The sequence below is a fragment of the Streptomyces caeruleatus genome (genome assembly GCF_001514235.1).
In the GTDB taxonomy this organism is placed as follows: Bacteria; Actinomycetota; Actinomycetes; order Streptomycetales; family Streptomycetaceae; genus Streptomyces; species Streptomyces caeruleatus.
This window is the reverse complement of the sequence record NZ_KQ948925.1, coordinates 143,251-155,980: the sequence shown is the minus strand read 5'-3', so window position 1 is coordinate 155,980 and position 12,730 is coordinate 143,251. Positions and strand designations below refer to the sequence as shown.

Sequence of the window (12,730 nt, the reverse complement as noted above, 5' to 3'; positions counted from 1 at the left end):
GGGCAACACCGTGAAGGGCTCCCCATGCGTGAGGTGAACGAGAACGTGTCGGCAGGCGCCGACCAGCGGGCGACCGGGGAGGCGATCGAGCGCGGCGGCGTCGGTCTGACCGTCTCCGACCTGCTGGCCAAGGTCACGGGGTCCGCTCCGCCCGCCGAGAGCGCGCCGGCGACGCAGGACGCCGACGAGCTAGCCGCCGCCATCGCGGCCGTCGCGGGCCGCTACGTCCCCGCGGGACACCTGTCGCCCGACGCCGACTTCTTCGACGCCGGGGGCACCTCCGTGAGCGCGGTGGAACTCGTCTCGGCGCTGCAGGACGAGCTCGGTGTGTCGCTCGACCTGGACGAGGTCTTCGCCGACGCGCGGCCGGTCGCGCTCGCCAAGGGCCAGCCGCATCTCAGGGCAACTGCCACTGCCGTCCCTGAAGTGGCCGGTCCCGTGGAGACGCGGCCTACTGTCGTGGCCGCGCGTCCCGACAGCGCTCCGTCGGCCGCCGTGCCGGAGAGGGCCGACCCCGTGGCCACGTGGACGACTCCGCAATCTGCCGTGGCTACGTGGACGACTCCGCCACCTGCCGTGGCTACGTGGACGACTCCGCCACCTGCCGTGGCCACGCTCACCGACAGCGCCCCGTCGACTGCGGCGCCGGAGAGGGCCGATCCCCTGGCGGCACGGCCGACTCGACGACCTGCCGTGCAAACGGGTCCGCGCAGCGCCGCCCCCTCGACCGCCCTGCCGGAAACGGCCGCCCCCGTGGCCCCACGGCCCGTCCCGGCACCCGCCGCAGCCGTGCGCCCCCACAACCCCCCGTCCGCCCCCACCGCCCGCCCCGAGGACCTCACCCAGATCCTCGCCGACCTGGCCCTCGCCGACCGTCTCCCCTTCACCGCCTCGCCCGACCCGGTCCCACCCCGCCGGGTCCTGCTGACCGGCGCCACCGGCTTCCTCGGCAGCCACATGCTGCTGGACCTGCTGCGGCACAGCGACGCGCACGTCCACTGCCTGGTCCGCGCCGCCGACGAGGAGGCGGCCACGGCCCGGCTCGGTGAGGCGCTGAAGAAGTACGGGCTGCCCTGGTCGTCGGAGGTCCGGCGCCGCGTCACCATGCTCCCCGGCGACATCCGCCGGCCCCGCCTGGGCCTGTCCGACGACCTCTGGAACACCCTCGCCCACGAACTCGACAGCATCGTGGGAGTCGCGGCGGCCGTGGACTTCCTGCGCGGCTACCAGTCCCTGCGCACCAGCAACGTCCTGGGTGCCCTGACCCTCGCCGAACTGGCGGCCACCGGACGCCCCAAGCCCCTGCACCACATCTCGTCCATCGCCGTCTTCAACGAGGTCGGCATCCTATCCATGGGCGAGGACGACCCGCTCGCCCACATCGACCGGCTCGTCGCCGGCTACGACCAGACCAAGTGGGCCGCCGAGGTCGCCCTGCGCCGCGCCCGCGACCACGGCCTCGTCGTCACCGCCCTGCGCCCCGGCGGCATCGGCGGCCACACCAGGACCGGCGCGTACAACGCCCAGGACCTCAGCAGCGGCCTCATCTCGGCCTTCGGCCGCTTCCGCACGGTCCCGGCCTTCCGCTACCTCAACGCCGCCCCCGTCGACTGGGTCAGCCGCGTCGCGGTCGCCGTCGTCTGCGAACCGGACGCCTGGGGCTTCGACTACAACCTCACCGGCGTCCCCAACACCCTCGACGACGTCGTGGGGGACATGGCGTTCGGCGGCATGCACGTCCGCGTCCACGACTGGGACGAGTGGCGCGTCGACGCCCTCGCCCGTCTGGCGGCCGACCCGATCCCCGAACTGGCCTTCCTCAGCCGTGTGTTGCAAAGCCCGACCGCCCTGAAACTGTGCGAGGCGACCCTGAAGGGCCCCGCCGCCACGGCCGACCGCACCACCGCACTCGTCGAAGCCCTCGGCCTGCCGCCCGCCACCCGCTACGACGCCCGGGCCCAGCTGAAGACGTTCGAGCGGCTCGCGGGCGACGGCCTCGCCCGCCTCCCGCAGAAGGACGACCAGCCCTACCTGTGGTTCTCCGAGAACACCGAGGGCAGCGTCAGCCCTGTCGCAGCCGGTCCCGGCGGCACGAATCCTGGCGGAGCGATTTCTGACGAAGCGATTTCTGACGAAGCGATTTCTGACGGGCCGATTCCTGACGGAGCCAGTCCTGATGGAGCGTCTCCTGGCGCCGCCACACCCGGCACCCCGTGCCCCATGTCGATGTCCCTCACCCTCTCCATCGCGAGCATGCACCAGCTGGTAACGGAACGCCGCGTCGACGTCCGGGGCGAGGTCATCTGCCCCGCCCTGCACCCCGAGCCACTGACCGTGGCACGCGGCGACATCTGGATCCGCCCCGAGGAAGGCATCCCGCACCGGCACGGCCTGCGTCACCAACTGCTGCGCTGCCGGCTGGAGTTGACCGACCCCGAGGGCGGCCGATGGTGGCTGGAGGGCCACAAGTACGCCCGCGCCCGCCGCGACATCTGGCGCCAGACCCGAGCCCTGACCGTGCGGCTCGGCCGCGAAGGCGAACCGGCGCGCCTGGCCGGCGAGGTCGTCGTCCCCGCCGACTCCTACGTACGCGACCAGATCGACGGCATCAAGGTCGACCCGCGCCTGACCAGCCAGGAGAAGCGCGCCGCCAAGCTGACCTGGCTCGCCTGGTTCGGCCTGGAGATGGGCCGCGGCCTGCTCGGCCCGTTCGCCAGGGCCGCCGCGGACCTGCTCGACCTGCGCCGCCCCCAGACCCCTACGGAGCACCACCGATGATCTTCCGTACGACGAACCCCAGGACCGCCAGGCCTGCCCTGCGCAAGGTCAGGACCACGACGACCCTGCGCCCCCTCCGGCACCGCCTCGACCCGGCGCGCGTCGAGGAGATCCCGTTCCGCACCAGCGACGGCGTCCGCCTCGGCCTGACCCGCGTCGACCCCGGCGACCGCGCCCCCGCCCATGACCGCCCCGCCGTCCTGCTCCTGCACGGACACACCGCGTCGGCCGACATGTTCCTGCTCCCCGAGACCCGCAACCTGGTCGACGCCCTCCTCGACGAGGGCCACGAACCCTGGCTGCTCGACTGGCGGGGCAGCTGCCGCCTGCCCTACAACGAGACCGGCGGCCGCTACACCTACGACGACGTCGCCCTCTACGACATCCCCGAGGCCGTCGCCCACATCCGCACCCGCATCGGCGACCGTTCCCTCTTCGTCGTCGCCCACTGCATCGGCTCCCTGACCCTCTCCCTGAGCATGACGGCGGGCCTGGTGCCCGGCCTCGCGGGCGTGGTCTCGCAGGGTGTCTTCCTCACCCCGAAGCTCGCGGGCCGCACCTCCCTGCGCATGACCCTGGCCGGAGAGCTGCTGAAGTCCCGTATCGACCACATCCCCGTCGACTTCCGCAAGGTCGGCCTGCGCTCGAAGTACACCCCGCTGTTCGCCCTGGCCTCCCGCAAGGCGACCTGCCCGGACCCGACCTGCCAGATCCTGCACAACTCGGCCTGGGGGACCGGCGCCTCGCTCTTCGTCCACGAGCACCTGACCGACGCGACCCACGACCGCCTCGCCGACCTCCTCGGCCCGGCCCCGCTGTGGATCCTGCCGCACCTGCGCCGTATCGAACTCGCCCGCACCGTCGTCCGCTGGCACGACACCGACCACCGCTACCGGGCCCTCCCGCAGAACGCCCTGGACGCGGCGGCCCGCATCGACACCCCCGTCCTCCTCCTCGCGGGCAGCGAGAACGGCCTGTGGCTCGACTCCCAACGGCTGTGCCGCGACGTCCTCGCCCGCCGCCAACCCCAACTCGACGTCACCTACACCGAGATCCCGGGCTACGGCCACCTGGACACGTTCCTCGGCAGGGGAGCGGCCCTCGACGTCTTCGGGCACATCCTCGACTTCCTGGAAGAACGCCGGTGACGGCAGCCCGCACGGCCGGATACCGTACCGGTCAGTAACCGGAGACACGCACCTCAGGAGGCCACCCATGCCGCAGCTCGAAGTCGACGGCGCGACGCTGACGTACGACGACGAGGGCCCCCGCGACGGCGAGGGTGTGCCCCTGGTGTTCGTCCACGGCTGGACGGCGAACCGGCATCGCTGGGACCACCAGGTGGCCCACTTCGCCGAGGCGCGGCGGGTCGTCCGGCTCGACCTGCGCGGGCACGGCGAGAGCAGCGGGGCGGGGGCGCGCACGATCGACGATCTGGCCCGCGACGTCCTCGCCCTCCTCGACCACCTGGGGATCGAGCGGTTCGCGATCATCGGCCACTCCATGGGCGGGATGATCGCCCAGACCATCACGCTCGCCCACCCGGAGCGCGTCGAGCGCATGGTGCTGGTGAACTCCATCGGCAGGATGGCCTACAGCCGGGGCCGCGCCCTGCTCATGGCCGCCTCGACGCTCGCCCCCTTCAAACTGTTCGTCGCCGCCAACATCCAGCGCGCCTTCGCCCCCGGCTACCCGCGCGAGGAGATCCGCGAGTACGTCCGCGCCTCCGCCGACACCCCCCGCGAGGTCGTCATGACGCTCTACGGGGCCATGCGGGCCTTCGACGTGCTGGACAGGGTCGGCGACATCCATACGCCCACCCTCATGGTGCACGGCTACCACGACATCCAACTGCCCCTCGCCCAGATGCTCCGCATGGCCAAGGCCTACCCGGACGCCGTGATCCGTGTCCTGGACGCCGGCCACGAACTGCCGGTGGAGAAGCCGGCCGAACTGACGGCCGCCCTCGACCGGTTCCTCGCCGAGGGCGGACGGTCCTAGAACTCTCTGCGTCTGTAGAACTCTCTGCGTCTGTTGACGCCCGGGACGGGTGCTCCTAGGGTCTGCCGCGAAATTCGGAAATCCATCCGAAAGTTTCGTAACGGAAGGGGACAAGATGGTGACCCGCACACCCGTCGACCCGCAACGTCGTACGGGCCTGCCTGGCGGTCTCGCGCTGCACCGGCATCACCGTCTGGGGCGTCACCGACAAGTACTCCTGGCGCGCTGGCGGCACGCCCCTGCTGTTCGACGACAACTACGCCAGGAAGCCCGCGTACAACGCGGTGCTGACCGCACTCGGCGGCTCCTCCGGCGGCGGCACGCCCGGCGCCGCCTGCACGGCGACCTACAGCAAGGCCGAGGAGTGGAGCGACCGCTTCAACGGCAAGGTCACCGTCACCGCGGGGAGTTCGGCGATCAGCAACTGGACCGCGACCGTCACCGTGACCTCCCCGCAGAAGATCTCCGCGACCTGGAACGGCACCCCCAGCTGGGACAGCAGCGGCAACGTCATGACGATGAAGTCGAACGGCAACGGCAGCCTGGCCGCCGGAGCGTCGACGAGCTTCGGCTTCACGGTCATGAAGAACGGCACCGGCACGGCCCCGGCGATCGGTTCCTGCACCGCGTCCTGACCGACTCCCGGTCGACGTCCGGCGCGGCGCACTGTCCGCCCGCGCCGGACACACCCGTCGCCAGCCGCGGCTCAGCCGACCCGCAGGGTCTTCTTGGCCAGTTCGTACGCCGGCAGCATCGCCCGGTGCTCCTCGGTGTCCATCCCGCCGAGGTGGATGACGACCGGCCCCTTCTCCGTGGTGACGGCCAGGGCGGTCTCCTCCTTGGTCTCCTCCAGGAGCTCGCTGGTGACGAGGTACTTCACCTCGGCCCCGGCGACGCCGCCCGCCTTGAAGGCGCTGTACTTCGCCTTGCTCACCCCGGTCTCGTCCGCCAGGAACGCCTTCAGGACGCCGCGCGCGTCGTCGGAGCCCGGCTTGCCTGTCCAGATGCGCAGGAAGCCGATGTTCCCGGCAGGCTTGGCGTCGACCTCGCAGGCCGCCGTGACGGGCCCCTGGTGAAGGAGCGCGTCGGCGATCTCCTGGGCCAGCTCGTCCTCCTCGGCGTCGGCCGAGCCGTCGCCGCTGCCGGCCGACTCGTCCTTCTCCGTGCCGGAGTCGACGGCCTCCGCCTCCCAGTACTGGGCGATGTCGAAGGTGACAGGGAGCTCGCAGGCCGATCCGGCGGCCCCGATGGTGCCCCCGCTCTTCACCGCCGACCCACCGTCGCCGTCACCGGCCGCCTCCGCCGACGCCGTGGCGCCGGCCGACGCCGAAGCGCTCGCCGAAGCCTTGGTGTCGTCCTCGGCCGCCCCCGCACAGCCCGTCAGCACCCCCGCCAGCACCGCCACCTGGGCCAGCCGACGCCGCATCCGTCTTGCCCCCACCGACATGGTTCCTCTCCCCACCCTGTGCACCCTGTACCGCACACTGATCTTGTTCAGGCGGCATACAGTATCCGAGGCCACGACAAGGCCGATCCAATATCCCCGCAGGGCGGATCCCGGCCCTCGGGCATCATGAACCGATGACCTCGCTGAGCTTCGAGCGCTACTGCGACGAGATCGTCTCCCAGACCGAACGGCTCACCGCCCAGGTGCACGGCGCGGACATGACCGCCCCGGTGCTCTCCTGCCCCGGCTGGAACCTCGGTCAGCTGCTGCGGCACGTGGGCGGCGACCACCGGTGGGCGGAGGAGATCGTACGGACCCGCGCAGCCGGCCCGATCCCCGACGGCCTGGTGAACGACCCGACCGACGGTGCCCACGAGGACGCGTCGTCCCTGGTCCCGTGGCTCGTCGAAGGCGCGGCACGGCTGAGCTCCACCCTGCGTGCCGCCGGGGCCGACGCCCTGGCGTGGAACCCCTCCGCCGACCGGTCGGCGCCGGTGGCGTTCTGGGCGCGCCGGATGACCTACGAGACCGCTGTGCACCGCGCCGACGCGGCCCGCACGGCCGGGACGGAGTTCGCACTGGACCGCGACCTCGCCGTCGACGCGGTGCAGGAGTGGCTGGAGTTCGCCACCTTCCCCGAGGCGTTCGAGCCCCGGCCCGACCTGCCGGACCTCCTCGGCGCGGACCGTACGCTCCACTTCGACGCGACCGACGCCGGGGAGTGGTTCGTCGACCTCACCGGCGAGCGCCCCGCCTGGCGGCCCGGGGCGGACGGCGGCGCCACCGCTCTCGCGCGGGGCCCGGTGACCGACCTCCTCCTGTACTTCTACAAGCGGCCCACAACCGCCGTAGAGACCAAGGGGGATACGGCGCTTCTCGACCTCTGGCGCACCCGCGCCGGATTCTGGCTGGAAGCACCGAAGGACTGACCTAGCCTGCGGCGGAGGACTGACCTAGCCTGCGGCGGAGGACTGACCTAGCCCGGTGACGCCGGGGACCACTTTGATGTTGAACGTGTGGGAGCCCAGCCCGCCCGCGATCCCCATGAACAGCAGCGCGAAGTGCTCCTGCCCGCGAGCGGTGGTGATGCCCCCGATGTCCAGGTGGGACGACGGGGGCCAGCCCAGGTCGGTGAGCAGTCGGCGGGTGAGCTGTTTGGATGCGGGGTCGTCGCCCGACAGGAAGACGGTGCTCGGCCCTTCGAGGCTGTCCGGGGCGGTCATCGCGGTAGAGTCCATCGTGCACAGCGTCTTGACGACGGGCGTCAGCGGGAAGGCCCGCTGGATCTGTTCCGCCAGGCTGCTGTTGGGGTGCGAGAGCTCGGTGTAGTCATCGGTGAGGCCGACCCCGACCCCGACGTCGATGAGCACCTTGCCGGCCAGAGCCGGCGCCCCGACGGAGTGCAGCAGTTCCACGGACACGTTCCCCGGGGTCGCGTTCACGAGCACCTCCGCGTGGGCGGTCGTCTCGCTCAGGTCCGCGACGGGCAGGCCGAGGTCCGTTCGTTCCTCCGGCGCGCGGGAACCGAGCAGGACGTCGTGTCCCGCGGCTCGCCAGCCCTGCGCGAGCGCCCGTGCGACGTTGCCGGTGCCAAGTAGTCCTATACGCATGGCTCGACGCTAGGCGGGGCGACGGGCCCTGCGGATCGGGCCGCGGCCTCAGGGGGACCGGCACCAAGGTCGTAGTCCTGTGGCCCCGCTCATGCCCCGGGCTTTTCGGTTTTGCCGAACCGGCAAGGCTGTTTGTCGTCGCTCGGAGCGTCCCGCAGGCTTCTGAAGCGTGAACGCAACCACCCCCGCGCACCGGGAGACGTCATGACCGAGACCCCCGCCCCGAACGCCGCCGAGTTCTGGGAGACCCGCTACCGCGACGGCGGCCGGCTGTGGAGCGGCCGCCCCAACGCCCTCCTCGTGCGCGAGGCCACCGACCTCGTGCCGGGCACCGCACTCGACCTCGGCTGCGGCGAAGGCGCCGACGCGGTGTGGCTCGCCTCGCGGGGATGGCAGGTCACCGGCGTCGACATCTCGCACACCGCGCTGGAGCGCGCCGCTGGGCACGCCGCCGAGGCCGGCGTGCGCGACCGGACGGCCTGGGAACGCCACGAGCTGGGAGAGACGTTCCCCGAGGGATCATTCGACCTGGTCAACGCCCAGTTCCTGCAGTCGCCGGCCCCGCTCGACCAGCAGCTGGTCCTGCGACAGGCCGCTGGGGCCGTCACGGCGGGCGGCACCCTGCTCCTCGCCATGCACGCCAACTGGCCGTCGTGGCAGACCGAACCGCCCCTCGAGGCCGAGTTCCCCACACTGCGAAGCGTCCTCGACGAACTCGCCCTGCCGGAGACCGACTGGACCGTGGAGACACTGGAGACGGTGCGCAGCGTCAGCGTGTCGCCCGAGGGCGTGGAAGGCTTCCGGGACAACCACGTATGGCGCATCAGGCGCGGCGGCGACGCCTGACCGCCCGCTGCGGCTACGCCTCACCCACCTGCGCCGACACCTCGCCCAGCACATCGCGTACGGCCTCCAGCGCGGCCGCGCGGTCGGCCGGCACCAGCCCGATACGGGTCCGCCGGTCCAGCAGATCGGCCTCGTCCAGGGCACCTTCGTGGCGTACGGCCCATAGCAGTTCGGCGCCGGTGACGGGATGCCCGGGCAGTACGGGTTCGCCCAGCCGGGGATCGCGCGCGGCGAGGGCGTGGACGGCCGGTGCTTCCGTGCCGTAGCGCTGGACCAGGCGGCGCGGCGCCCGCAGGGAGCCGAGCGTGCCGGGTGAGGCGGCGCCGACGAGCGGGAGCCTGGCGGTGGGTGAGGAGCCGGCGGTGAGCCGGCGGGTGGCGACGGCGGCGTCCACGGCGTCCTCGGCCATGCGCCGGTAGGTGGTGAGCTTGCCGCCGACCACGGTGACCACGCCGTCCGGCGAGGTGAGGACCGCGTGCCGACGGGAGATGTCGGAGGTGCGCGGGGCGGCGCCGGAGCGTGCCTGCGGGGTGGTGTCCAGCAGGGGGCGCAGTCCGGCGAACGCGCCGACGACGTCGTCGCGTTGGACCGGGACGTCCAGGACGGAGCCGAGGACGTCGAGGAGGAAACCGATGTCCGTCTCGGGCACTTCGGGAACGTCGGGGATGTCGCCCTCGACGGGCTCGTCGGTGAGTCCCACGTAGACCCGGCCGTCGCCCTGGGGCAGTACGAGGACGAAGCGGTTGGTCTCGCCGGGGACCGGCACGTGCAGCCCCGCGGGCAGGGGGCCGAGGCGGTCGGAGCGCAGGACGAGGTGGGTGCCGCGGGAGGGGCGGATCCGGATGCCCTGCACCAGGTCGCCCGCCCAGACGCCGGATGCGTTGATCACGGCGCGGGCCCTGATCTCGCCCTCCTCGCCGGTGAGTTCGTCCCGCACCCGGGCGCCGGACCCGGTGAGCTCCAGGGCCCTGACCCGGGTCAGGATCCGCGCGCCGTGGGCGGCCGCGGTGCGGGCGAGGGCGGTCACCAGGCGGGCGTCGTCGGTGAGCCGGCCGTCCCAGGAGAGGAGGCCGCCGCGCAGGCCCTGGGTGCGCAGTGCGGGGGCGAGGTGCCGGGTCTCCACCGCGGAGAGCCGGCGCGGGGCGGGCAGGGTGGCGCGGGCCGTGCGGGCGGCGAGACGCAGGGTGTCACCGGCCCGGAACCCGGCCCAGGCCAGCGCGGACTGACCGCGCGAGACCAGCGGTGTCAGCGGCAGTACGAAGGGCTGGGCGCGCACCAGGTGCGGCGCCGTGCGCTCCATCAGCACGCCCCGCTCGACCGCGCTCTCGTGGGCGACGTCGAGCTGGGCGGAGGCGAGATAGCGCAGCCCGCCGTGGATCAGCTTGCTGCTGAACCGTGAGGTGCCGAAGGCCAGGTCGTGGGCGTCGACGGCGGCCACCGTCAGCCCGCGGGCCGCGGCGTCCAGCGCGGCCCCGGCACCGGTGGCGCCCAGCCCGACGACCAGGACGTCCACGACGGGACCGCCGACGCTCTCGGCGAGTTCGCGAGAGCGCCGGGCCCCGGACAGCGACGACCCGGGAGCCGGAGCGGATCCGGGGACCGGGGGAGTGGCGGGGCTCATGGCGTGAGGGTCCTTTCCAGGATGCTGCGCAGTTCCGCCAGGAAGGCCTCACTGCTCAGGTCGGCGTCGTCCTCGTCGGTCATGGTCCGCAGGGACAGGGTGAAGGACTGGACGATCAGCAGCAGGGCCCGCGCCTGCCGTTCGACATGACCGGCGCGCACCGAGCCGTCGGTGTGGCCTTCGCGCACGGCGTCGGCCAGCAGCGCGATGAGCGCCTCCTGGCTCGCGCCGCGGCGGTCGAGGACGTAGGGAAGAAGCAGCTCCGGATCGACGTCGACGATCTTCCGGAAGAGCGGATGGACGCGGAAGGCCTCCACCCCGGCCACCAGCCCGTCGACGATCAGACCGCGCGCGTGGGCCCCGGCCCGCCGCTCGGGCATGGCCCCGGTGGCCACCGCGACCCACTCCCGCGTCATCAGGTCCCCCACCAGGGAGCGCACATCGGGCCATCGGCGGTACAGCGTCATCCGGGAGACCCCGGCGCGGCGGGCCACGTCGGTCAGCGTCGTACGGCGGACTCCGACGGCCAGGACGCAGTCGCGCACCGCGTCGAGCACCGCGTCGCCGTCCGAGTGGTTGTGACGAATAGGCGTCATGTGTCACAGTGTAACGCCTGCGAGGCCGTCCGGGACACGGCATCGCTCGAATCGACCGGTGAGGACGACAGCCATGGACATGCTGTGGAGCGGCTGGGGCGACCCGGCCAAGGCGGCGCCGCTGCCCGAGACCGTGACCGGGCTGCTGCGCGACCTGCTCGGCGTCAAGCCGCGCACCGCCGCGCCGATCGCCCTCGAGGACATCGCCGTACCCGAGCCGCGACTCGAACCCGCCGCACGCCAGGCCCTGTTCACCGCGGTCGGCGGCGAGGAGCACGTCCGCACCGACGCGGAGACCCGCATCCGGCACACGCGCGGCAAGTCCACCCCCGACCTGCTGCGGATCCGCGCCGGCGAGGTCGACGACCTCCCCGCGGCCGTCGTACTCCCCGCAGGCCACGACGAGGTGCTCGCCGTCCTGCGCGTCTGCGCCGAACACGCCCTGCCGGTGGTCCCGTTCGGCGGCGGCACGTCCGTCGTCGGCGGTCTCGCCCCCGGCCGCCGCGGCCCCTTCGTCGCACTGGACCTGCGCCGCATGAACCAGCTGCTCGCCCTCGACCCGGTCTCGCGCACCGCCACCCTGGCGCCCGGCCTGCGCGCCCCCGAGGCCGAGGCGCTGCTGACCCAACACGGCTTCACCCTCGGCCACTTCCCCCAGTCCTACGAGTGGGCCACCATCGGCGGCTTCGCCGCCACCCGCTCCAGCGGCCAGGCGTCCGCCGGCTACGGCCGCTTCGACGAGATGGTCCTCGGCCTGACCCTCGCCACCCCCGAGGGCACCGTCGACACCGGCCGCGCCCCGCGCTCGGCCGCCGGACCCGACCTGCGCCAGCTCCTGCTGGGCTCGGAAGGGGCGTTCGGTGTCATCACCTCCGTCACGGTCCGGATCCGCCCCGTGCCCGAGACGCGCGTCTACGAGGGCTGGCGCTTCGCCTCCTTCGAGGAGGGCGCCGCAGCCCTGCGCCGCCTCGCCCAGGACGGCCCGCGCCCCACGGTGCTGCGGCTGTCCGACGAGACCGAGACCCTCGTCGGCCTCGCCCAGCCCGACGCGATCGGCGCCGGAACACAGTCCGCGGCCGGATGCACGGCGATCACCGGCTACGAAGGCACGCCCGAGGACACCACGCACCGCAGGGAGCGTGCCGCGGCCGTCCTGCGCGACTGCGGCGGAACCCCGCTGGGCGAGGAACCGGGACAGCGCTGGGCGCACGGCCGCTACTCGGCCCCCTACCTCCGGGACGCCCTGTTGGACGCGGGCGCGTTCGCGGAGACACTGGAGACGGCGACGTTCTGGTCACGCGTCCCCGAGCTGTACGCGTCCGTCCGCGACGCCCTCACTACCACGCTCACCGAGGCCGGCACCCCGCCACTGATCATGTGCCACATCTCCCACGTCTACGAGAACGGCGCCTCGCTGTACTTCACCGTGGTCTCGGCACAGGGCGACGACCCGGTGGCGCACTGGGAGCGGGCCAAGCACGCCGCCAACGAGGCGATCCTCGGCGCCGGCGGCACGATCACCCACCACCACGGCGTGGGCACCGACCACCGCGACTGGTACGTCCGCGAGGCGGGCCCCCTGGGCGTCGAGGCGCTGCGTGCCGTGAAGCGACGGCTGGACCCGGCGGGCGTACTCAACCCCGGCGTCCTGCTGCCCCTCGACTGACCCACCCCACCGGCGCGCCCGACCCCGGGCCCGCCCACCCACCGGCTCAGCCACTCGCCCACCCGCCGGCTCAGCCACTCGCTCACCCGCCGGCTCAGCCACTCGCTCACCCGCCGGCTCAGCCACTCGCCCACCCGCCCGCCTCCGGCAGCGCCCTCCCGTCGG

Annotated in this window: 10 protein-coding genes and 1 pseudogene; 7 read left to right on the top strand and 4 right to left on the bottom strand. The window is 73.0% G+C overall.

Annotation, left to right across the window (positions count from 1 at the left end; translation table 11 throughout):
* Positions 1-24: 24 nt before the first annotated feature.
* From AQJ67_RS44435 to AQJ67_RS05625, 4 genes and pseudogenes are all read left to right on the top strand, one after another.
* On the top strand, positions 25-2,778 hold the full coding sequence (locus AQJ67_RS44435) for a thioester reductase domain-containing protein (protein WP_062716933.1): 2,754 nt from the start codon (positions 25-27) through the stop codon (positions 2,776-2,778).
* On the top strand, positions 2,775-3,926 hold the full coding sequence (locus AQJ67_RS05635) for an alpha/beta hydrolase (protein ID WP_062716932.1): 1,152 nt from the start codon (positions 2,775-2,777) through the stop codon (positions 3,924-3,926). Before AQJ67_RS44435 ends, AQJ67_RS05635 begins: the two co-directional genes overlap by 4 nt.
* A 67-nt stretch (positions 3,927-3,993) precedes the next feature.
* Positions 3,994-4,779: an alpha/beta fold hydrolase gene (locus AQJ67_RS05630; protein WP_062716931.1), complete on the top strand. Its 786-nt coding sequence runs from the start codon at positions 3,994-3,996 to the stop codon at positions 4,777-4,779.
* Between the two features lie 146 nt (positions 4,780-4,925).
* A pseudogene (locus AQJ67_RS05625) lies at positions 4,926-5,414 on the top strand (endo-1,4-beta-xylanase); the annotation flags it as partial.
* A 71-nt stretch (positions 5,415-5,485) separates the two neighbouring features.
* Here the strand turns inward: AQJ67_RS05625 and AQJ67_RS05620 are convergent.
* On the bottom strand, positions 5,486-6,226 hold the full coding sequence (locus AQJ67_RS05620; RefSeq protein ID WP_062716930.1) for a lipoprotein: 741 nt from the start codon (positions 6,224-6,226) through the stop codon (positions 5,486-5,488).
* A 134-nt stretch (positions 6,227-6,360) separates the two neighbouring features.
* Between AQJ67_RS05620 and AQJ67_RS05615 the strand changes: the two genes are divergently transcribed.
* Positions 6,361-7,155: a maleylpyruvate isomerase family mycothiol-dependent enzyme gene (locus AQJ67_RS05615; protein WP_062716929.1), complete on the top strand. Its 795-nt coding sequence runs from the start codon at positions 6,361-6,363 to the stop codon at positions 7,153-7,155.
* A gap of 24 nt (positions 7,156-7,179) precedes the next feature.
* Here the strand turns inward: AQJ67_RS05615 and AQJ67_RS05610 are convergent, their stop codons facing one another.
* A complete protein-coding gene (locus AQJ67_RS05610) occupies positions 7,180-7,836 on the bottom strand; it encodes an NADPH-dependent F420 reductase (protein ID WP_062716928.1) in 657 nt (218 codons plus the stop codon).
* 204 nt (positions 7,837-8,040) lie between these two features.
* Between AQJ67_RS05610 and AQJ67_RS05605 the strand changes: the two genes are divergently transcribed.
* Positions 8,041-8,682, top strand: a complete 642-nt coding sequence (locus tag AQJ67_RS05605; protein ID WP_062716927.1) for a class I SAM-dependent methyltransferase — start codon at positions 8,041-8,043, stop codon at positions 8,680-8,682.
* 13 nt (positions 8,683-8,695) lie between these two features.
* Here AQJ67_RS05605 and AQJ67_RS05600 read toward each other — a convergent pair whose 3' ends face one another.
* Positions 8,696-10,303 (bottom strand): glycerol-3-phosphate dehydrogenase/oxidase, encoded by a 1,608-nt coding sequence (locus AQJ67_RS05600; protein WP_062716926.1) that lies wholly within the window; start codon positions 10,301-10,303, stop codon positions 8,696-8,698.
* A complete protein-coding gene (locus AQJ67_RS05595) occupies positions 10,300-10,899 on the bottom strand; it encodes a TetR/AcrR family transcriptional regulator (protein WP_063807288.1) in 600 nt (199 codons plus the stop codon). The genes AQJ67_RS05600 and AQJ67_RS05595 overlap by 4 nt, the downstream gene beginning before the upstream one ends.
* Before the next feature lie 73 nt (positions 10,900-10,972).
* Between AQJ67_RS05595 and AQJ67_RS05590 the strand changes: the two genes are divergently transcribed.
* Positions 10,973-12,565 (top strand): FAD-binding oxidoreductase, encoded by a 1,593-nt coding sequence (locus tag AQJ67_RS05590; protein ID WP_062716924.1) that lies wholly within the window; start codon positions 10,973-10,975, stop codon positions 12,563-12,565.
* Positions 12,566-12,730 lie beyond the last annotated feature (165 nt).

Bases quoted from the DNA above. Each gene is read 5' to 3' on its own strand.
- AQJ67_RS44435 (WP_062716933.1), top strand. From the start codon at position 25: ATGCGTGAGGTGAACGAGAACGTGTCGGCAGGCGCCGACCAGCGGGCG.
- AQJ67_RS05635 (WP_062716932.1), top strand. From the start codon at position 2,775: ATGATCTTCCGTACGACGAACCCCAGGACCGCCAGGCCTGCCCTGCGC.
- AQJ67_RS05630 (WP_062716931.1), top strand. From the start codon at position 3,994: ATGCCGCAGCTCGAAGTCGACGGCGCGACGCTGACGTACGACGACGAG.
- AQJ67_RS05620 (WP_062716930.1), bottom strand. From the start codon at position 6,226: ATGTCGGTGGGGGCAAGACGGATGCGGCGTCGGCTGGCCCAGGTGGCG.
- AQJ67_RS05615 (WP_062716929.1), top strand. From the start codon at position 6,361: ATGACCTCGCTGAGCTTCGAGCGCTACTGCGACGAGATCGTCTCCCAG.
- AQJ67_RS05610 (WP_062716928.1), bottom strand. From the start codon at position 7,836: ATGCGTATAGGACTACTTGGCACCGGCAACGTCGCACGGGCGCTCGCG.
- AQJ67_RS05605 (WP_062716927.1), top strand. From the start codon at position 8,041: ATGACCGAGACCCCCGCCCCGAACGCCGCCGAGTTCTGGGAGACCCGC.
- AQJ67_RS05600 (WP_062716926.1), bottom strand. From the start codon at position 10,303: ATGAGCCCCGCCACTCCCCCGGTCCCCGGATCCGCTCCGGCTCCCGGG.
- AQJ67_RS05595 (WP_063807288.1), bottom strand. From the start codon at position 10,899: ATGACGCCTATTCGTCACAACCACTCGGACGGCGACGCGGTGCTCGAC.
- AQJ67_RS05590 (WP_062716924.1), top strand. From the start codon at position 10,973: ATGGACATGCTGTGGAGCGGCTGGGGCGACCCGGCCAAGGCGGCGCCG.